Below are 19,313 nucleotides of genomic sequence, written 5' to 3'. Positions count from 1 at the left end.
GGTGGCGCACACCTCGGGGGACGTTTTGTGGGGGGACGGGATGGATTTCGGCACGCAGGGCTCGCCCGCCCCGGCCGAACTCGCCTGGCTGCGCGCGGTCGATGCCTACACCGTGGGCGCGTATCCGCAGGCCGAGGAGGAGTTCCGGGCCGCGGTCGGGCTCGATCCCACGATGGCCGACGCCTGGCTCGGCCTGCACGCGCTGCGCGCCGACACCTCCACCGCGCTGCTGCGGATGCACCAGCACCGCGACCGCTTCGGCGAACAGCGCACCCGCCACCGACGCACCCTCAACTCCTGGTACTGGCTGGGCTGGTGGGTCCAGCCGGTGCTGGAAACCGGCCGCGATCTGCTGCTCGCGCACGCCTCGCACTGGCTGGACGGCCGCCATGTCGCCGAGCTCGACCAGGCACTGGCCGGCTGCCCGCCGGTCGACACCGACCCCCAGGTCCGCTTTCTGCACGCCTGCCGCGCCTACCTCGTCAAGGACTGGGACCAGCTCGTACGGCACACCGAGTCGCTGCTCACCGACCCGGTGCTGGGCATCGAGGCGGGGCTGTTCGGCGGCATGGCGCGGGTGCGGCTGGAGATGTACGGGCAGGCCGAGCCGCTGCTGGCCACCGCGCTGATGCGCTGCCGCAGCGAGCAGCCGCAGCGCAAGGAACTGCGCTACTGGCTCGCCCGCGCCCATGAGGGCACCGGTCGCAGCGCCGCGGCCCTCCCCCTCTACCGCGCGGTGCACCGCGTCGACCGGGCGTTCATGGACACCGCGGCGCGGCTGGCCGCCATCGCCGAGGCGGACGGCCTGGACGAGGGCCCCGGCCTGGCGACGGTCTCCGCCGCCGGCGCCGGCCAGGAAGCGGCCGGCGATCTGGACCCGGTCGCACCGCTCGACCCGGTGGACGGCCGCGAACTGCTGGCGGCCGGCGAGCCGGACGGGCCGGATCCCGACCTCGCCGGACCACCGCCCGGCAGCGACACCACCGCCCGGCTCAAGGCCGCGGCGCCGGTCCCGCGCGGCGCCGAGCGGCTGCCCGCCGGCCCCGCCGACCCGGTCCTGCTGGAGAGGGCGCTGGCCGAGCTGGAGCGGATGGTCGGCATGGAGCCGGTCAAGCGGCAGGTGCGTGCGCTGTCGGCCCAGCTGCGGATGGCGCGGCTGCGCGCGAGCCAGGGACTGCCCGTACAGCCGCCCAAGCGGCACTTCGTCTTCTCCGGCCCGTCCGGTACCGGCAAGACGACCGTGGCCCGGATACTGGGGCGGGTCTTCTACGCGCTGGGGCTGCTCGGCGGCGACCACCTCGTCGAGGCTCAACGCGCGGACCTGGTCGGGGAGTTCCTGGGCCAGACCGCCGTCAAGGCCAATGAGCTGATCGACTCGGCGCTGGGCGGGGTGCTGTTCGTCGACGAGGCGTACAGCCTGTCCAACTCCGGCTACAGCAAGGGCGATGCGTACGGCGACGAGGCCCTGCAGGTGCTGCTCAAGCGCGCCGAGGACAACCGCGACCGGCTCGTGGTCATCCTGGCCGGCTACCCGGAGGGCATGGACCGGCTGCTCGCCGCCAACCCCGGCCTGTCCTCCCGCTTCACCAGCCGCGTCGACTTCCCCAGCTACCGGCCGCTGGAACTGACCGCCATCGGCGAGGTGCTGGCCGCCGAGAACGGCGACCGCTGGGACGACGAGGCCCGCGACGAGCTGTGCAGCATCAGCGGCCATGTCGTCGACCAGGGCTGGATCGACGAGCTCGGCAACGGCCGCTTTCTGCGCACCCTGTACGAGAAGAGCTGTGCCTACCGCGATCTGCGGCTGTCCACCTGGCGCGGCACCCCGTCCCGCGACGACCTCGCCACGCTGCGGCTGCCGGACCTGATGCAGGCGTACGGGGAGGTGCTGTCCGGCCGCGGGCCCGGTGCGCAGGGGCCGCCGCCCAAGGGACTGGACCTTTAGGCGTACGGCCCCGTCGGCGCCCGCCCCCGTCAGCCCGCCAGCGCCCGGTCCTCCTCCGGCAGCGCACGCGGTTCGCCGATGCGCTCGGTGCGGGCCGCGGGCGTCCGGCGGTGGGCCGGGTCGCGGACCTCGCCGACCAGCATCTCCAGGACGTCCTCGAGAGCGACCAGGCCGAGCACCCGGCCGGTTCCGTCGGCGACCGCGGCCAGATGGGAGGCGGCACGGCGCATTGCCGTCAGCGCGTCGTCCAGGGGCAGCTCGGCGCGGAGGGTGGCCATCGGGTGCCAGACGCGCTGCGGCACCGCGCGGTCCCGCTCCTCCAGGTCCAGAACGTCCTTGACGTGCAGATAGCCCATGTACGCGCCGCCGGGCGCGCAGACCGGGAACCGGGAGTAGCCGGTCTTGACGGTCAGCTCCTCCACCTGGCGGGGTGTCACCGTCGGATCGACGGTGATCAGGCCCGCCCGGTCGAGGAGGACGTCGGTGACGGGGCGGCTGCCGAGCTCCAGGGCGTCGGAGAGCCGCTCCTGTTCGGCCGGCTCCAGCAGGCCCGCCTGGCCGGAATCCTCGACGAGGTGGGTCAGCTGCTCGCTGGTGAAGACCGCCTCGACCTCGTCCTTGGGCTCGACGCTGAAGAGCCGCAGCACACCATGGGCGCAGGCGCCGAGCAGTGCGGTGACCGGACGGCACAGCCGCGCGAAGGCGACCAGGCCGGGGCTGAACCACAGGGCGGTCTTCTCGGGCGCCGCCATCGCCATGTTCTTGGGGACCATCTCGCCGATGACGAGGTGGAGGAAGACGACCAGCGCCAGGGCTATGACATAGCCGAGGGGGTGGATCAGCGGGTCGGGGAGGTGGACCGCCTCGAAGGCCGGCTCCAGGAGGCCGGCGACGGTCGGCTCGGCGACCGCGCCGAGCGTCAGGGAGCAGACGGTGATGCCGAACTGGGCGGCGGCCATCATCTGCGGGAGGTTCTCCAGGCCGTGCAGGACCTGCCGGGCCCGTTTGGAGCCTTCCGTCGCCAGCGGCTCGATCTGGCTGCGGCGTACCGAGACCAGGGCGAATTCGGCGCCGACGAAGAAGCCGTTGGCCAGCACGAGGAGTATCGCGAAGAGAAGCTGGGCCAGGGTCATCGGGCCACCTCCGCGGCGAGCGCCGGGGCGGTCGGCACGGTCCGTACGATCCTTATCCGCTCGGCACGGTGGTGCGAGACCAGCCGGACCCGCAGCCGCCAGCCGTCGAGTTCGGCGGTGTCGCCGGGGGCCGGGATCCTGCCGAGTATGTGTGCCACCAGTCCCGCCACCGTCTCGTACGGACCGTCGGGGGCCTCCAGGCCGATCCGCCGCAGCGTGTCGACCCGGCAGCCGCCGTCGGCGTCCCAGGCGGGGCGGCCGTCCTCGGCCGGGGCCTGGCCCAGCTCGGGCAGGTCCACGCGGTCGTGTTCGTCGCGGACCTCGCCGACGAGCTCCTCGATGATGTCCTCCAGCGTGACCACACCGGCCGTGCCGCCGTACTCGTCGACGACGACCGCGATGGGCTGTTCGCTGCGCAGCCGCTCCAGCAGCGGCTGCACCGGCAGCGTCTCGGGCACCAGCAGCGGCGGCACCGCGATCCGGCCCGCCGGGGTGCGCAGCCGCTCGTGCGCCGGTATGGCCAGCGCGTCCTTGAGGTGCACCATGCCGACGACCTCGTCGAGCCGGGTGCGGTAGACGGGGAAGCGGGAGAGGCCGGTGGCGCGGGTGAGGTTCACCACGTCCTCGGCGGTCGCGGAGGCCTGCAGGGCACTGACCCGTACCCGCGGCGTCATGACGTTCTCCGCGGTCAGATCGCCCAGCGAGAGGCTTCGTACGAACAGGTCGGCGGTGTCCTGCTCGATCGCGCCGGCCTGCGCGGAGTGCCGGGCGAGTGAGACCAGTTCGCCGGGGGTCCGGGCGGACGCCAGCTCATCGGTCGGCTCCACGCCCAGGGAGCGGACGAGGCGGTTGGCGACGGTGTTGAGGAGGGTGATCACCGGGCGGAAGAAGCGCGAGAAGGCGTTCTGCGGGCCGGCGACGAAGCGCGCGACGTGCAGCGGCTTGGAGACCGCCCAGTTCTTGGGCACCAGCTCGCCGATGACCATCTGGACACCGGAGGCCACCAGCATGCCGAGGACGACGGCGACGCCGGGGGCCGCGGCCTTGGGCAGGCCGGTGGCGAGCAGCGGGCCGTCCAGCAGCCGGGCCAGCGCGGGCTCGGCGAGCATGCCGACCACCAGGGAGGTGATCGTGATGCCCAGTTGGGTGCCGGACAGCTGGAAGGAGAGTTCGCGGAGTGCGGAGACAACGGTGGCGGCGCGCCGGTCGCCGTCGGCCGCGGCGCGCTCGGCGTCCGCCTTCTCGACGGTGACGAGTCCGAACTCGGCGGCCACGAAGAAACCGTTGGCCAGGATCAGGACAAGGGCCGCCGCGAGCAGCAGCAGGGGGCCGGTCATGCCGCCGCCTCCGTGGTATGCGGGGGTTGGGGAGGGGCGGCGCAGGTACTACAGGACGATCCGTCCATTGCCGGAGGGAGTCACTCCTCGGTTCGCGGTGGGCCCCATCAGGGGCAGGGCGCAGGGAGCACCCAGGGGAACAGAGTAATCAGCCGGGCCCGGATAAGGGCAGGCTCACCGGGCCGTGTGGTCGCCGGTGCCGTGGTTCTCGCCGTCGCCGGTGCCGTGGCTCTCGACGAGGTCGCGCAGCGCGCGGGCGTCGCGCAGGGCCGCGTCCCGGGCGATGCCGGGCTGGATGCCCATGGCGGGCAGGCTGGTGCCGTCGGCGAGGTCGAGATGCACCCAGGGGTCACCGGCCCGGAGGTTGACCCGCAGCACCTGGGCCCAGGCCAGTTCCCGCTTGGTGGTGAGGTTGACGACGGTGATGCCCTCCTGCCGCGCGACCACCTTGGGGCGGCCGAGCAGCAGAAGGACGGCCAGGATCAGCAGCCCCGTGACGACGAAGCTGAGCCGCTCGCCACCGGTCAGCTTCGGCAGCAGCAGCGCGATCACCGTCAGGGCGGCGAGCTGGGCGATGCCGGCGGTGTACAGGACGGCCCGGGTACGGGCCGGCCGGAACGTCACCGGGAGGCCGGTCATTGGTGGGGGTCCCCCCTGTTCGAGCGCGGTCGACAGCTCGGGGGAAGGTTCGGAAACGGGCTCGGCGGACACGTCGTCGGTCTTCCGTCGTCGGCGGGGATGGGGGTCCCCCCTGCTCGAGCCAAGTCGAGAGCTTGGGGGAGGGCGGTCAGAGCCGGCAGGCGTGGATACCGGTGGTGAGGATCGCGCGGGCGCCGAGGTCGTAGAGCTCGTCCATGATGCGCTGGGCCTCCTTGGACGGGACCATCGAGCGAACCGCGACCCAGCCCTCGTGGTGCAGCGGGGAGACGGTGGGCGACTCCAGGCCGGGGGTGAGGGCGACGGCCTTCTCGACGTGCTCGACGCGGATGTCGTAGTCCATCATCACGTAGCGGCGGGCCACCAGGACGCCCTGCATACGGCGCAGGAACTGGCGCACCTTCGGGTCGTCCTCGGGGGCGCCGGCGCGGCGGATGACGACCGCTTCCGACGTGAGGATCGGCTCCCCGATGATCTCCAGGCCGGCGTTGCGCAGCGTGGTGCCGGTCTCCACGACATCGGCGATGATCTGGGCGACGCCGAGCTGGATGGCGGTCTCGACGGCGCCGTCGAGGTGCACGACGGAGGCGTCCACGCCGTTGTCGGCGAGGTGCTGGGTGACCAGGCCGGAGAACGAGGTGGCGATCGTCATGCCGCCGAACTCGGTGACGTCCTTGGCGGTGCCCGGACGGGTGGCGTAGCGGAAGGTCGAGCCGGCGAAGCCGAGCTGCATGATCTCCTCGGCGTGCGAGCCGGAGTCCAGCAGCAGGTCGCGACCGGTGATGCCGATGTCGAGCTTGCCGGAGCCGACGTAGACCGCGATGTCGCGCGGGCGCAGGAAGAAGAACTCGACCTCGTTCTCGGCGTCGACCAGGACCAGTTCCCTGCGGTCCTTGCGCTGGCGGTAGCCGGCCTCATGCAGCATCGCCGACGCAGGCTCGGACAGTGAACCCTTGTTGGGGACAGCGATGCGCAGCATGAGTGCAGGTTCCTTTGCGGTGAAGGGAGTTGAGAGGAGAACTGTGGGGGTGGATCAGAGGTGGGCGTAGACGTCGTCGAGGGAGATTCCCTTGGCGATCATCATCACCTGAAGGTGGTAGAGGAGCTGGGAAATCTCCTCGGCGGCGGCCTCGTCGGATTCGTACTCCGCGGCCATCCAGACCTCGGCGGCCTCTTCGACGACCTTCTTGCCGATCGTATGGACACCGGCCTGCACCAGCTCGGCGGTACGGGAGGTGGCGGGGTCGCCGGTGGCGGCCTTCTGCTGGAGCTCGGCGAAGAGCTCCTCGAAAGTCTTCTTGGACATGGTGACGCCTACCCTACGCGGTCGGCCCGTTCGCTTCAGCGCCAGGGTTCGCTGACCGTGCGCAGCGTGGCGGCGGTGGCGACCGCGGCGGTGACCGCTTCGTGGCCCTTGTCCTCCGTCGATCCCTCCAGGCCGGCCCGGTCCAGGGCCTGCTGCTCGGTGTCGCAGGTCAGCACGCCGAAGCCGATGGGGACGCCGGTGTCCACCGAGACCTGGGTGAGGCCCTGGGTGACGCCCTGGCAGACGTAGTCGAAGTGCGGGGTGCCGCCCTTGATGACGACGCCGAGCGCGACCACCGCGTCATAGCCGCGCCCGGCCAGGACCTTGGCGACGACCGGCAGCTCGAAGGCACCGGGCACCCGCAGCAGCGTCGGCTCGTCGATGCCGAGCTCGGTCAGCGCCCGCAGCGCGCCGTCCACCAGGCCGTCCATCACCTGCTCGTGCCACTGCGCGGCGATCACGGCCACCCGCAGGTCGCCACAGTTCTTCACGGTCAGTTCGGGTGCGCCCTTGCCGCTCACGGTTCTCCTCATACGGGTGATGATGCTGGTCTGTGCTGACGGGTGGTAGGGGGCTACTGGTTGCCGCAGGTGGTTGCGTGCTCGGGATCGAGCCAGGGCAGGTCGTGGCCCATACGGTCCCGCTTGGTGCGCAGATACCGCAGGTTGTGCTCGCCGGCCTGGACGGGCATCGGCTCGCGGCCGGTGACCTTGAGGCCGTGCCGCACCAGGGCGGCGGTCTTCTCGGGGTTGTTGGTCATCAGGCGCAGCGAGCGCACGCCCAGGTCCTGGAGCATCTGTGCGCCCGCGGCGTAGTCGCGGGAGTCGGCGGGCAGCCCCAGTTCGAGGTTGGCGTCGAGGGTGTCGCGGCCGCGCTCCTGGAGTTCGTAGGCGCGCAGCTTGGACAGCAGTCCGATACCGCGGCCTTCGTGGCCGCGGAGGTAGATGACCACGCCGCGCCCGGCCTCGGTGATCCGCTGCAGCGAGGCCTCGAGCTGGGGGCCGCAGTCGCAGCGCAGCGAGTGGAAGATGTCGCCGGTCAGGCACTCGGAGTGGACCCGCACCAGGACGTCCTCGCCGTCGCCGATCTCACCGGCGACCAGCGCGATGTGCTCGACGCCGTCGACGGTGGAGCGGTAGCCGTAGGCGGTGTACTCGCCGTGCGCGGTGGGCAGCCGGGTCTCGGCCTCGCGGCGGACGGAGGGGGTTGAGGTCCGGCGGTAGGCGATCAGGTCCTCGATGGAGATGATGGACAGGCCGTGCTTACGGGCGAACGGGACCAGCTCGGGCAGCCGCAGCATGGTGCCGTCCTCGCCGGCGATCTCCACGATGGCGGCGGCCGGGCGGAGTCCGGCCAGCCGGGCGAGGTCGACGCCGGCCTCGGTGTGGCCGTTGCGGACCAGTACGCCGCCGGGCTTGGCGCGCAGCGGGAAGATGTGGCCGGGCCGTACGAAGTCACCGGGGACCGAGTCGCCGGAGGCGAGCAGCCGCAGCGTGGTGGCGCGGTCGGCGGCGGAGATGCCGGTGGTGATGCCGTGCGCGGCGGTGGCGTCGACGGAGACGGTGAAGGCCGTCTGCATCGATTCGGTGTTGTTGTCGACCATCTGCGGGAGTTCCAGCCGGTCCAGCTCGGCGCCCTCCATGGGGGCGCAGATCAGTCCGCGGCACTCGCTCATCATGAACGCGACGATCTCGGGGGTGGCCTTCTCGGCCGCGATGACGAGGTCGCCTTCGTTCTCGCGGTTCTCGTCGTCCACGACGACGACGGGGCGGCCCGCGGCGATATCGGCGATGGCCCGCTCGACGGGGTCCAGCGTCAGCTCCGCCGCCGCATCGACGTTCTCGGCGTCGTACCAGCTCTGCAGTGCGGTCATGCCGCTGCTCCTTCCAGGACGGGGCCGGCGGCGGCCCGGGAACGCAGCCACCAGTCACGCATGCCCCACACGACGAGGGCGAGATAGACGACGTAGACGAAGCCGGAGAAGGCGAGGCCGCTGCTGAAGGCGAGCGGGACGCCGACGACGTCGACCAGCAGCCAGGCGAACCAGAACTCGACCAGGCCGCGTGCCTGGGCGACCATCGCGGCGAGCGTGCCGACGAAGATGTAGGCGTCCGGCCAGGGGTTCCAGGACAGCTGCGGGATCAGAGTGAACAGTCCGCCGACGGCCGCGGTGCCCAGGGCCGTACCGCCGATCAGCAGGCCGCGCTCGCGCCATCCGGCGAACCGTACGGCGATGGAGCCGTCCTGCGCCTGCTGCCGGCCGCGCTGCCACTGCCGCCAGCCCCACAGCGCCACGCCGATGACGAGCAGCTGTTTGCCGATGCCGCCGCTGAGGTGGGCGGAGGCGTAGGCGGCGACGAGGATGACGCCGGAGAGGAACTGCGCGGGCCAGGTCCATATGGACCGCCGCCAGCCGAGGGCGAGGGCCGCCAGGCCGATGGTGTTGCCGACCATGTCCGACCAGATGACGTGCTGTCCGAAGGCCGTGAAGGCCTCGCCGTTCAGCCAGCCGAAGGCGCTCAACGGTCCATCTCCTTGATTTCCGCGAGGTCGTTGTCGTCCTGGGCGCCCCGGCCGAGCAGCCGCTCGACGTACTTGGCGAGGATGTCGACCTCGAGGTTGACGGGGTCGCCGACCTGCTTGATGCCCAGGGTGGTCAGGTCGAGCGTGGTGGGGATGAGGCTGATGGTGAAGTGGTCGTCGGCGGCGTCGACGACGGTCAGGCTGACGCCGTCGACGGTGATGGAGCCCTTCTCGACGACATAGCAGGCGAGCGCGGCGGGCAGCTCGATCTTGACGATCTCCCAGTGTTCGCCGGGGGTGCGCTCGGCGATGGTGCCGGTGCCGTCGACGTGGCCCTGGACGAGATGACCGCCGAGCCGGCCGCCGAGCGGCATCGGGCGCTCCAGGTTGACCCGCGAACCGGCGGCCAGCGCACCGAGGCTGGAACGGTGGAGCGTCTCGGCCATCACATCGGCGGTGAATTCACCGTCTTTGGTCTCCACGACGGTCAGACAGACGCCGTTGACGGCGATGGAGTCGCCGTGCTTGGCGCCGTCGGTGACGACGGGCCCACGCAGCCGGAAGCGAGAGCTGTCGCCGAGGTTCTCGACGGCGACGACCTCACCCAGTTCTTCGACGATTCCGGTGAACACTTCAGTTCTCCTCGTGGAGGGCATGCTCGTGGCGGGCATGGCGGATGGGAGTGGCGGTGATACGCAGATCGGGGCCGAGCCGTTCGGTGTCGGTCACATCGAGCCGCAACGCCTGGGCGATGGTGGTGATTCCGGCGTCGCCCACGGCGGCCGGTCCCGCGCCGAGCAGCACCGGCGCGAGATAGCCGACGACCTTGTCGACGGCCTGGGCGGCGAGGAAGGCCCCTGCGAGGGTGGGCCCGCCCTCGAGGAGTACGGAGCGCACATCGCGCTCGTACAGGGCCTTGAGCAGGGCGGGGATGTGCAGGCCGGGCCCCTGGGCGGCGCGTGGCAGCCGGAGGAGCGGGGCGAGGCCTTCGAGGTGGGCGGCGTCGGCGTCCTCGGCGACCGCGATGAGGGTGGGAGCGGTGCCGTCCAGGACGCGGGCGCCGGCCTTGACGGCGGTGGCGCCGGAGTCGACGACGACGCGGAGCGGCTGGCTGATCTCGTCGTCCGAGAGGCCGCTGATCCGGGCGCCGAGCTGCGGGTCGTCGGCGCGGGCGGTGCCGGAGCCGACGATCACGGCGTCCGCGGCGGCCCGCAGCCGGTGGACGTCGGCGCGCGACTGGGGCGAGGAGATCCAGCGGCTGGTGCCGTCGGCGGCGGCGATCCGGCCGTCGAGGGTGGCGGCGTACTTCCACAGCACGAAGGGGCGGTGACGCAGTACGGCGGTCAGCCACGCCTCGTTGCCGGCCGCGGCCTCGTCGGCGAGCAGTCCGCCCTCGACGTCGATCCCGGCCCGGTCCAGGGTGACGGCGCCGCCGGTGGCGGTCGGGTTGGGGTCGGCGACGGCGTAGACGACGCGGGCGATTCCGGCGTCGATCAGCGCCTGGGCGCAGGGGCCGGTGCGGCCGGTGTGATTGCAGGGTTCGAGGGTGACCAGTGCGGTGCCGCCCCGGGCCCGTTCGCCCGCGGCGCGCAGCGCGTGGATCTCGGCGTGCGGCCCGCCGGCCCGCTGGTGCCAGCCCTCACCGGCCGTACGGCCGGCGGAGTCCAGGACGACACAGCCGACGACCGGGTTGGGGCTGGTGTGCCCGAGGCCGCGCGCGGCGAGCTCGATGGCACGGCGCATCGCCGTGGTCTCGTCGGGGGCTGCGGTGGCCACCGGGTCCTCCTGCCTCTTCGGGCACGGACTCCGGGGCTGTCTGGACGACAGAAGCGGAAACGAGGCCAACGGGAACACCGGGCCGGAAAAGAGGGCCCGCCCGGAGATACGACCGGACGCGCCGCCGACGGCGGTGTACCGAAGCTCGCCCGCCGCGCACTGCCTCCCATCCGGACTTTCACCGTCGGTGCAGGAATTTCACCTGCTCAACCGGCCGCTGGCTGCGGACGGGTCGCGGACTGTTACCGCCGGTTCGGAATTACACCGACCCCGGAGTGCGCTGCTGCTGTTATGTCAGTACAGCTTCAGTCTGCCACGGCTGATCGTCGCCCATGCGGGCGAGGGCCTGTGGGGTGGCTCACAGGAGGCGGGCGCGTCGGGTGTCACGGACGGCGGCTCCCTCTCGTCACAGTGGGGACACCACCGATACCTCTCACCCCCGAGGACTGATCCGCGATGGCGACAATTCTGGTGACCGGCGGCACGGGCACGCTCGGGCGGGTCCTGGTCGACCGGCTGCTCGGCGACGGGCACGACGTCCGCTCGCTGAGCCGCCGGCCGCATACCGGCCGGGAGCGGCGCGGGCTGCGGGCGTACGCGGTCGATCTGCGCGACGGCACCGGGCTGGACGACGCGGTGGCCGGGGTGGACGCGATCGTGCACTGCGCCTCGACGCCGACGGGCGGCGACACGGAGGCGGCGGGGCGGCTGATCGACGCGGCGAGGGCGGCCGCCGTACCCCATCTGGTCTACATCTCCATCGTCGGCGTGGACCTGGTTCCGCTGCGCTACTACCGCACCAAGCTCGCGGTGGAGCGGCTGACCGAGGACTCCGGCCTCGGCTGGAGCGTGCTGCGGACCACGCAGTTCCACGATCTGGTGCTGTCGGCGGTGAAGACGGGCGCGCGGGCGCCGGTGGTGCCGGTGCCGGTGGGGGTACGGGTGCAGCCGGTCGAGGTTCACGAGGTGGCCGCCCGGCTGGCCGAGTTGGCGGCCGGCCCGCCTGCCGGGCGGGTCACCGACCTCGGCGGGCCCGAGGTCCTGGCGGCCCGGGACCTCGTACGGGCCACGCTGGAGGCGGGCGGGCGGCGGCGCCCGCTGGTACCGCTGTGGCTGCCGGGCCGGGTGTTCGCGGCGCTGCGGCGGGGCGGGATTCTCACACCGGAGCATGCGGACGGGAGGCGGACGTACGCGGAGTTCCTTGCGGAGCGGGCCGGGGGCGGTGACGGGGGCCGACGGTGACGGGGCCGACGGTGACGAGGCGGGCGTTTGACGAGGCGGCCCCGGCTCAGCCGGCCGGCGCGAACAGCTCGTTCTGCGCGGCCTCCCGGGCGGCGAGCACCGCGCCGAGCAGCACCGCCCGCCCGCCGACCGTCCCCGCCCGCACCTCGGTGCGCAGCGGCGACAGCCGGGCGAGGTGCTCGGCGACCCGTTCGGCGAGCGCGGCGCCGCCGGCCCGGCCGATCTCGCCGCCGAGGACGACGCAGCCGGGGTCGAGCACGGCACAGACCGCCGCCACGCCGAGGACGATCCGCGCGGCCAGCGCGTCGAGGAACGCGGTGTGGCCGCCGGTCACCGCGGCCCGCACCAGGGCTTCGGCCGGCGGGGAATCCGTATCGGGCGGGCCGGCCGGGCCGGCGTCCGCCACCAGGCCGGATTCCGCCGCCAGCGCGCAGATCGCGGCGGAACCGGCCAGCGAGTGGAAGCCGCCGTCGCAGCCGCCGGCGGAGGGCAGCGCGGCGGTGCCGGGGACGGGCAGAAAGCCGATCTCGCCGGTGCCGCCGGAGGCACCGCGGCGCAGCGCCCCGTCCAGGACGACGGCGGCGCCGGTGCCGTGGCCGAGCCAGAGGAGGACGAAGGTGTCGCGGTCGCGGGCCGCGCCACCGCGCTGTTCGGCGATGGCGGCGAGGTTGACCTCGTTCTCCAGGAGGACCGGTACGGCCATCCGGTCGCGCAGTTCGCCGACGAGGGTGGCGTGCCACGACGGGATCCAGTCGGTGCCGCCGAGCCGCCCGGTGGCGGGGTCGACCAGCCCGGGGGCGCCGACGGCGATGGTGTGCGGGTGGCGGGCGCCCGCCGCGCCGAGGGCCTTGTCCACAGCGGCGAGGACGGCCCCGACGGCGGTGTCGGGGGTGTCGTCCGGGCCGACGGGGACGGTGTGTTCGGCGCGGAGGTGGCCCAGGAGGTCGGCGACCGCGACGGTGGCGCTGTGGGTGCGCAGATCGAGGCCGACGAGATGGGCCCGGTCGGCGACGATCCCGTAGAGGCGGGCATTGGGGCCGCGCCGCTGCGCGCCGCTCTCGCCGACCACGGCGATCAGCCCGGCCTCCTGAAGGCGCTCGACCAGATCCGCCACGGTCGGCCGGGACAGGCCGGTCAGCGATTTCAGCTGACCTGCCGTCAAAGCCCCCTCGGATTGCAGGAGTTGGAGGGCCAGCCGGTCGTTGATCCACCGTGCGGTGGCCGGGGAGGCGGTGCGGCCGGCGGCGCCTGCGCGCGATGCATGCATGGCCGGATCCTTTCACTCTTCCGGTCGGGACTCTTATTAACAGGTAAGGTTCCTGATAATTTATCGCCCATGGTCGGCACCGGCGTCCCCGACGCCACCCCACTCCCCGCCCACGGGCTGCGCCGCGCACGCCGGTCCATCGCCCTCGTCTTCCTCCTTCATGGCTCGGTCACCGGAACGTTCGCCACCCGCATCCCCTGGATCCAGGACCACACCGCCATCACACCGGGCCGGCTCGGGCTCGCCCTCGCTTTCCCCGCGATCGGCGCGTCCCTGGCCATGCCGCTGGCCGGCCGGATCAGCCACCGCCTCGGCGCCCGCACCGCGCTACGCGTCCTGCTCGCCCTGTGGACCCTCGCCCTGGCCCTGCCCGCCCTCTCCCCCGGCCTGTACGTGCTGTGCCCCGCGCTGCTGGTCTACGGCGCGGCCTCGGGCATGTCGGATGTCGCGATGAACGCGCTGGGCGTGGAGACCGAGGACCGGCTCGGCAGACCGATCATGTCGGGGCTGCACGGCATGTGGAGCGCGGGCGCCCTGCTGGGCTCGGCGGCCGGCACCGTCGCCGCGCACGCCGGGACCGACGCCCGGCTCCATCTGGGCGGCGCCGCCCTGGTGTTGACACTTCTCGGCACCCTCGCCTGCCAGGGCGTACTGGACCTGCGCAGCGCGCCGGAGGAACATCCGCCGCCGCGCTTCGCCCTGCCGCCGAAGTCCGCGCTGATCATCGGGGCCATGGGCTTCTGCGCGGTCTTCGCGGAGGGCGCGAGCCTGGACTGGTCTGCGGTCTATCTCCGGAACGTACTGGGCACCGACGCCGGCCTGGCGGCCGCGTCGACCACCGCATTCGCCTGCACGATGGCCGTTGCCCGGCTGGCCGGCGACAAGGTGGTGGCCCGGTTCGGGGCGGTGCGCACGGTACGCAGCGGTGGGGTGCTGGCAACGGCCGGCGGCCTGCTGATCATGACGGCCCGGCATCCCGCGATGGCGATGACCGGCTTCGCCCTGATGGGCCTGGGCATCGCGGTCGTGGTCCCGCTCGCCTTCGCGGCCGCCGCCCGCAGCGGACCGGCCCCCAGCCACGCCATCGCGGGCGTCGCCACGATCACCTATACCTCCGGCCTGATCGCTCCCTCCGCGATCGGCGGGATCGCCCAGGCAACCTCGCTGACCGTGTCGTTCGCGCTGGTCACGACGTTGACGATGGGGCTGGTGGTGGGGGCGCGGGTGCTGCGGGTGCCGGGGCGCGAGGCCCGTAAAACGGTGGCCGCGCCGGCGAGCGACCTGGAACGCTCGTAACGGCGAGCGATCCGGAAACGCTCGTGAAACGGTGCGCCGACCGACGCCGCACCGGCCGCCCTCCCGGAGCCCCCATGACCGCCAGCCCCGCGCAGGAAGTCCGCCGCTTTCCCCCGTACCGGATACCCGACGTCCATATCCGCCACGTACGTAACGGCGGGTGCGGCCTGGACACCCGCGAGGAGGCCTTCCACCAGGCGGGTGGGATCGCCGTGGCGCGAGCCGTGCGTCACTGCGGCATGTGACGCGGGCGGCGGAGGAGGGCGGCTCAGGCCGCGTCCGCCGCCGCCTCCGGTCGCCGCAGTTTGTCCGCTATCGCCCGCGCCCGGTCCGACCACGGGGTGGGGCGCATCGTTGCGGAGTCGACGCGGACGAGTACCCGGTGGCCCTGGGCGTAGGTCTCGGTCCCGTCGGCCGAGCACACCCGGAAGCCGTAGGTGAGGCCGGTGCGGCCCAGGCGCTCGACCCACAGGTGGGCGGCGTAGCGGCCGGCGCGGGTGATCGGGCGCTCGTAGGACAGCCGCATCTCCTTGATGACGTTGCACATATCACCCGCGGCGGCCCAGTCGCCGTCGAAGCCGAATCCGTGACCGTGCCAGTACTCGCCCCAGGCGCGCTCGACCAGCAGCGGGTAGCGGGAGTTGTGGAGCATGCCGAGCGCGTCGAGGTCGTCGAAGTGGACGGTGACGGGGACCAGTTGTCCGTACGGGACGGAGTGGGCGGCCTGGAGGGCTTCGACGCTCACGGGTGGTGCTCCTGATGTTCTTGCGAGGCTCTTGCGGCGCTTCGCGTGACGTATTCCAAAGCCATCGTAAGCGGCCGCTTAGAATGCTTTGCCCGCCGGGATGGGAAACTGCTCCGTCATCACCGTTCGGAGAAGTGGAGCAGTCATGGGCCTCGGCGTGCGCTGGACCGTGCATGGCGACGGGCGCAATCCGGCCCCGGGGGCCGTGGTCAGGCCGGACGAGCGGCTGTCCTGGCCGCGGACCGCGGGCCTGGGCGCACAGCATGTCGTCGCCATGTTCGGCGCGAGTTTTGTTTCGCCCGTTCTGATGGGCCTTGACCCGAATCTCGCCATCATGATGTCCGGTGTCGCGACGGTCATCTTCCTGCTGGCCACCCGCGGCAGGGTGCCCTCGTACCTGGGCTGCTCGCTCTCCTTTGTCGGGGTCGCCGCGATCATCCGCGCCCAGGGCGGTACCAGCGCGACCGTCACCGGGGCGGTCCTCGTCGTCGGCGTCGCGCTGTTCCTGGTGGGCGTCGCGGTCCAGCGGTTCGGGGCGCGGATCATCCATGCCGCGATGCCGCCGGTGGTCACCGGCGCGGTGGTGATGCTGATCGGCTTCAACCTGGCGCCGGTGACGGCGAGTACGTACTGGCCGCAGGACCAGTGGGTGGCGCTGCTGACCATGCTGGTCACCGGGCTGTTCGTGGTCTGTCTGCGCGGCTTCTGGTCGCGGATCGCGATCTTCCTCGGGCTGGTCTTCGGCTATACCGTCTCGTGGGTCTTCGACCGGATCTTCGGGCAGATCCATTCGATCAACGGCGCGGGGAAGGTCACCGACCACTGGCGGCTCGACTTCTCCGCCGTCGGCAAGGCGGACTGGATCGGCCTGCCGTCCTTCCACGGACCCACCTTCCAGTGGTCGGCGATCCTGGTGGCGCTGCCCGTGGTGATCGCCCTGGTCGCGGAGAACGCCGGACACGTCAAGGCGGTCGGTGAGATGACCGGCGACTCGCTGGACGACAAGCTGGGCACCGCGATCTCCGCGGACGGCGCCGCCTCGGTGCTCTCCACCGCGGTCGGCGGCCCGCCCAACACCACGTACTCCGAGAACATCGGCGTCATGGCGGCCACCCGGGTCTACTCCACCGCGGCCTACTGGGCGGCGGCCGGCTTCGCCCTGCTCTTCGGTCTGTGCCCGAAGTTCGGGGCGGTCGTGGCCGCGATCCCCGGCGGGGTGCTGGGCGGCATCACGGTCATCCTGTACGGCATGATCGGCCTGCTCGGCGCCCAGATCTGGGTGCACAACAAGGTGGATCTGCGCAATCCGCTCCACCTCGTGCCGGTCGCCGCGGGCATCATCATCGGCGTCGGCGGCGTCAGCCTGCGCATCAGCGACAACTTCGAGCTCGGCGGCATCGCGCTCGGCACGATCGTGGTGCTCGCCGGATATCACGTGCTGCGCGCCCTGGCTCCCGCGCATCTCAAGGCCGAGCCGCCGCTGCTGGACGAAGGCACCTCGTCGTACGACGCGGCAACGGGCGGCGACGGGGCAGGCGGCGACGAGCCGGGCGGGGAGACGGGCGGGGAGACGGGGCCGGGGTCCCGCTGACGGCGCTTCGCGCCCCGGCCCGGCCCACGGCCCGGCCCGCGCCCGGTCAGCCGAGGTGCTTCACGGCCTCGTAGTACGTCCAGGCCAGTGCGGTGCAGGAGTTCTTCCTGGCGCCGGAGTAGCGCGCACAGACCCGCTTCAGATCGGCGTACAGCGCGCTGTCCAGCCGGGGTTTGTTCGCGGGAAAAGTGCCCGCTTTCTTGTAGTTGCGGTAGCCGAAGTCATGCCGCGCGCACGAGATCTCGAAGGGAAAGCCGAAGGGATTGTCGGGCGACTTGGAGCAATAGTCGGTGGACCAGTCGAAGGCGTAGGCGGACCATTTCGCCCGATTACCCCGGGCGGCCACCCAGTTGCTGTAGCTGCCGGCGTCGGTCTGCGTCCAACCGGACAGCAGGTAGGGCTTGTCGGCGGGTACGGCCGGTGCCGGGGCGGCCGCGACCAGCAGCGCGGATATGGCCAGGAGCGGGGCGGACAGGGCTGCGGCAAGTCTTCGGGGCATGCACAACCTCCGGAATTCGGCACCGCGTCGGGCACGGTGCTGCGGCGATTCCTGGGGATGACGCCGCGATATGTGGTTTTCAAAGGCCGTTGGCGCGCTTTGAGGCTCAGCTGAAAAGCACAAGAGGGCGCACCAGTTATTACCCCGATCAGGTCATCGGTACCCGGCAAAGGCCGCATATCCGGGGGCTGCTGTCACGCTGAACGGATGACGACAACTCAGCAGCGGGACGCCCGGCCGCCCTCCGCGGCGGCGGCAGGAGTGGGCGAGGTGCTGGCGCGGATGCGGGCCCTGGAGGCGGCGCTGCCCGCCCGGGACGGGGTGGCCGTCTTCAACCGCGTCTATCTGACCGTCACCGAGGCGGTGGCGGGGCGCATCGGGGACGGTGCGTTCGCGGACCCGGTGGCCGCGGGCGAACTGGACATCCGGTTCGCACGGCGCTACTTCGCCGCGGTGGACGCCGCGACCGCGGGGCTGCGGCCGCCCGCCTGCTGGCGCCCGCTGTTCCAGCTGCGCCGCCACCCCGGCGTCCATCCGCTGCAGTTCGCCCTGGCCGGGATCAATGCGCACATCGGCCACGATCTGGCGCTGGCGGTGCTGGACACCTGCCAGGTGCTGGACTGCGAACCGTCCGCCCTGGAGGGGGATTTCGACCGTATCGGCGTCGTCCTGACCGGGCTCGAGGAGCGGATCCGGGAGAGCCTGATGCCCGGCCCCGACCTGCTGGACATCGCCGATCCGCTCACCCATCTCGCCGGTTCCTGGAGCCTGGAGATGGCCCGGGACGCCGCCTGGGCCGCGGCCCGGATGCTGTGGGGCGCACGCCGGCTGCCCGAGGTCGCGGAGGAATTCGCCGAGCGTCTGGACGCGAGCGTCGGGCTGGTGGGCCGGTGCCTGCTGACGCCGCTGAACTAGAGCGGCGTGCCCCTGCGACCCCTGCCGCCGGCCTCTCCGGGCGTCGTTCCGATCCGGCGGCCGCCGTCGTAAAGTGCCGCGTATGACGCTACGGCTGGGGCTCGGGCTCCCGCAGATGGCCCGGTACGACCCGCGGCGCGATGTGCTGGAAGTGGCCCGCGCGGCGGAAGAGACCGGTTACGACAGTGTGTGGGTCTTCGAACGGACCCTGTTCCCCCAGGAGCCGCTGGACGACCTGTACCAGGTGCCCGGTCTGGCCTGGCCCGACTACTACCGCAAGTGCGCCGACCCGCTGGTCACCCTCTCGCTGGCCGCCGCCGTCACCGGCCATGTACGGCTGGGCAGCAGCGTGCTGGTCTCCGGGCTGCACGCCCCCTTCCCGTTCGCGCGGACGCTGGCGACGCTGGATGCGGCATCCGGCGGCCGGGTGCTGGCCGGGCTCGGCACCGGCTGGTCGCAGGACGAGTACCGCGCCGCCGGGGTCACCGACTTCGCCGACCGCGGCACGCAGCTGGACGAGCTGCTGGACGTCTGTGCGGCGGTCTGGGGCCCGGATCCGGTCGCGTACCAAGGGGCGTACACCGAGATCGCAGCGGCTTCGGTGGGGCCCAAGCCGGCCCGTCCGATCCCGGTCTATCTGGCCGCGACCGGCGGCCGGGCGCTGGAACGGGTGGCGCGGCGTGCCGACGGCTGGCTGCCCGCTCATCTCACCGGGGCCCAACTGGCGCCGCTGATCCGCAGGTTGACCGAGGCGGCGGAGCGGCACGGGCGGAGAGCGGGGGCGATCGATGTCTCGATGCGGGTGGGCGTCGAGCTGACCGGCGCACCGCTCCCGGAGGCGGACCGCCGCCCGTACACCGGCAGCCACGGCCAGGTCGTCGAGGATCTGGCCGCGGCCGCCGAGGCGGGTGCCCACGAGGTCCTGCTGGATCTCCAGGTGTTCTGCCGGGACGGCAAGGAGCTGACCGACCGCGCCGCCGAGCTGTACGCCCGGGTCCGCGCGGCCGGACTGTGACCCGTGCGGCCGGACTCCGGTCTGCGAGGCCGGACTCCGACCCGTACGGCCTCGCTCCGGCCCGCG

The 19,313-nt window shown here is 72.4% G+C and carries 20 protein-coding genes and 1 riboswitch; of the genes, 7 read left to right on the top strand and 13 right to left on the bottom strand.

Annotation, left to right across the window (positions count from 1 at the left end):
- The first annotated feature begins 40 nt into the window (after window positions 1-40).
- The gene (locus tag ACZ4S3_RS17370; protein ID WP_467934114.1) at window positions 41-1,945 is read left to right on the top strand and encodes an AAA family ATPase; all 1,905 of its coding nucleotides are present in this window, start codon (window positions 41-43) and stop codon (window positions 1,943-1,945) included.
- A gap of 29 nt (window positions 1,946-1,974) precedes the next feature.
- Here the strand turns inward: ACZ4S3_RS17370 and ACZ4S3_RS17365 are convergent, their stop codons facing one another.
- The 10 genes from ACZ4S3_RS17365 to ribD form a co-directional block, all read right to left on the bottom strand.
- A complete protein-coding gene (locus ACZ4S3_RS17365) occupies window positions 1,975-3,078 on the bottom strand; it encodes a hemolysin family protein (RefSeq protein ID WP_467934110.1) in 1,104 nt (367 codons plus the stop codon).
- Window positions 3,075-4,415 (bottom strand): hemolysin family protein, encoded by a 1,341-nt coding sequence (locus ACZ4S3_RS17360; protein WP_467934105.1) that lies wholly within the window; start codon window positions 4,413-4,415, stop codon window positions 3,075-3,077. The genes ACZ4S3_RS17365 and ACZ4S3_RS17360 overlap by 4 nt, the downstream gene beginning before the upstream one ends.
- A 174-nt stretch (window positions 4,416-4,589) precedes the next feature.
- Entirely contained in the window at window positions 4,590-5,054 is a 465-nt protein-coding gene (locus ACZ4S3_RS17355) for a PH domain-containing protein (protein ID WP_467934102.1), read from the bottom strand.
- A 148-nt stretch (window positions 5,055-5,202) separates the two neighbouring features.
- Window positions 5,203-6,051, bottom strand: a complete 849-nt coding sequence (gene hisG / locus ACZ4S3_RS17350) for an ATP phosphoribosyltransferase (protein ID WP_467934097.1) — start codon at window positions 6,049-6,051, stop codon at window positions 5,203-5,205.
- 54 nt (window positions 6,052-6,105) lie between these two features.
- Window positions 6,106-6,378, bottom strand: a complete 273-nt coding sequence (locus ACZ4S3_RS17345; protein WP_400065930.1) for a phosphoribosyl-ATP diphosphatase — start codon at window positions 6,376-6,378, stop codon at window positions 6,106-6,108.
- Between the two features lie 35 nt (window positions 6,379-6,413).
- Window positions 6,414-6,899, bottom strand: coding sequence for a 6,7-dimethyl-8-ribityllumazine synthase (gene ribH, locus ACZ4S3_RS17340; protein ID WP_467934251.1), 486 nt, complete (start codon window positions 6,897-6,899; stop codon window positions 6,414-6,416).
- A gap of 53 nt (window positions 6,900-6,952) precedes the next feature.
- Window positions 6,953-8,251, bottom strand: coding sequence for a bifunctional 3,4-dihydroxy-2-butanone-4-phosphate synthase/GTP cyclohydrolase II (locus ACZ4S3_RS17335; RefSeq protein ID WP_467934091.1), 1,299 nt, complete (start codon window positions 8,249-8,251; stop codon window positions 6,953-6,955).
- Entirely contained in the window at window positions 8,248-8,901 is a 654-nt protein-coding gene (locus ACZ4S3_RS17330; RefSeq protein ID WP_467934087.1) for a nicotinamide mononucleotide transporter family protein, read from the bottom strand. The genes ACZ4S3_RS17335 and ACZ4S3_RS17330 overlap by 4 nt, the downstream gene beginning before the upstream one ends.
- Window positions 8,898-9,533, bottom strand: coding sequence for a riboflavin synthase (locus ACZ4S3_RS17325; protein ID WP_467934084.1), 636 nt, complete (start codon window positions 9,531-9,533; stop codon window positions 8,898-8,900). Before ACZ4S3_RS17325 ends, ACZ4S3_RS17330 begins: the two co-directional genes overlap by 4 nt.
- A gap of 1 nt (window position 9,534) precedes the next feature.
- Complete coding sequence (ribD, locus tag ACZ4S3_RS17320) at window positions 9,535-10,677, bottom strand: bifunctional diaminohydroxyphosphoribosylaminopyrimidine deaminase/5-amino-6-(5-phosphoribosylamino)uracil reductase RibD (protein ID WP_467934079.1); 1,143 nt, start codon at window positions 10,675-10,677, stop codon at window positions 9,535-9,537.
- A 152-nt stretch (window positions 10,678-10,829) separates the two neighbouring features.
- A riboswitch (FMN riboswitch) is annotated at window positions 10,830-10,960 on the bottom strand.
- Between the two features lie 173 nt (window positions 10,961-11,133).
- Between ribD and ACZ4S3_RS17315 the strand changes: the two genes are divergently transcribed.
- Window positions 11,134-11,919 carry an SDR family oxidoreductase gene (locus tag ACZ4S3_RS17315; protein ID WP_467934075.1) on the top strand — a complete coding sequence of 262 codons (786 nt, stop codon included), beginning with the start codon at window positions 11,134-11,136 and terminating at the stop codon, window positions 11,917-11,919.
- Window positions 11,920-11,965: 46 nt separating this feature from the next.
- Here ACZ4S3_RS17315 and ACZ4S3_RS17310 read toward each other — a convergent pair whose 3' ends face one another.
- On the bottom strand, window positions 11,966-13,186 hold the full coding sequence (locus tag ACZ4S3_RS17310) for an ROK family transcriptional regulator (protein WP_467934071.1): 1,221 nt from the start codon (window positions 13,184-13,186) through the stop codon (window positions 11,966-11,968).
- Between the two features lie 69 nt (window positions 13,187-13,255).
- Here ACZ4S3_RS17310 and ACZ4S3_RS17305 point away from each other — a divergent pair, with 69 nt between their 5' ends.
- Both ACZ4S3_RS17305 and ACZ4S3_RS17300 read left to right on the top strand, forming a co-directional pair.
- Window positions 13,256-14,482: an MFS transporter gene (locus ACZ4S3_RS17305; protein WP_467934067.1), complete on the top strand. Its 1,227-nt coding sequence runs from the start codon at window positions 13,256-13,258 to the stop codon at window positions 14,480-14,482.
- A 74-nt stretch (window positions 14,483-14,556) separates the two neighbouring features.
- The gene (locus ACZ4S3_RS17300; RefSeq protein ID WP_467934063.1) at window positions 14,557-14,727 is read left to right on the top strand and encodes a hypothetical protein; all 171 of its coding nucleotides are present in this window, start codon (window positions 14,557-14,559) and stop codon (window positions 14,725-14,727) included.
- A gap of 23 nt (window positions 14,728-14,750) precedes the next feature.
- Here ACZ4S3_RS17300 and ACZ4S3_RS17295 read toward each other — a convergent pair whose 3' ends face one another.
- Window positions 14,751-15,227: an acyl-CoA thioesterase gene (locus tag ACZ4S3_RS17295; RefSeq protein ID WP_467934059.1), complete on the bottom strand. Its 477-nt coding sequence runs from the start codon at window positions 15,225-15,227 to the stop codon at window positions 14,751-14,753.
- Between the two features lie 145 nt (window positions 15,228-15,372).
- Here ACZ4S3_RS17295 and ACZ4S3_RS17290 point away from each other — a divergent pair, with 145 nt between their 5' ends.
- The gene (locus ACZ4S3_RS17290) at window positions 15,373-16,818 is read left to right on the top strand and encodes a uracil-xanthine permease family protein (RefSeq protein ID WP_467934055.1); all 1,446 of its coding nucleotides are present in this window, start codon (window positions 15,373-15,375) and stop codon (window positions 16,816-16,818) included.
- Between the two features lie 46 nt (window positions 16,819-16,864).
- Here ACZ4S3_RS17290 and ACZ4S3_RS17285 read toward each other — a convergent pair whose 3' ends face one another.
- The gene (locus ACZ4S3_RS17285) at window positions 16,865-17,317 is read right to left on the bottom strand and encodes a phospholipase (protein ID WP_467934051.1); all 453 of its coding nucleotides are present in this window, start codon (window positions 17,315-17,317) and stop codon (window positions 16,865-16,867) included.
- A 207-nt stretch (window positions 17,318-17,524) separates the two neighbouring features.
- Here ACZ4S3_RS17285 and ACZ4S3_RS17280 point away from each other — a divergent pair, with 207 nt between their 5' ends.
- Both ACZ4S3_RS17280 and ACZ4S3_RS17275 read left to right on the top strand, forming a co-directional pair.
- Window positions 17,525-18,232, top strand: coding sequence for a DUF5995 family protein (locus ACZ4S3_RS17280; RefSeq protein ID WP_467934047.1), 708 nt, complete (start codon window positions 17,525-17,527; stop codon window positions 18,230-18,232).
- Between the two features lie 82 nt (window positions 18,233-18,314).
- Window positions 18,315-19,247: a TIGR03619 family F420-dependent LLM class oxidoreductase gene (locus ACZ4S3_RS17275; protein ID WP_467934043.1), complete on the top strand. Its 933-nt coding sequence runs from the start codon at window positions 18,315-18,317 to the stop codon at window positions 19,245-19,247.
- Window positions 19,248-19,313 lie beyond the last annotated feature (66 nt).

It is taken from the genome of Streptomyces sp. NPDC028368 (genome assembly GCF_055565615.1).
Note: the sequence above shows the minus strand (reverse complement) of the source record. Positions and strands in the feature narration are given on the sequence as shown.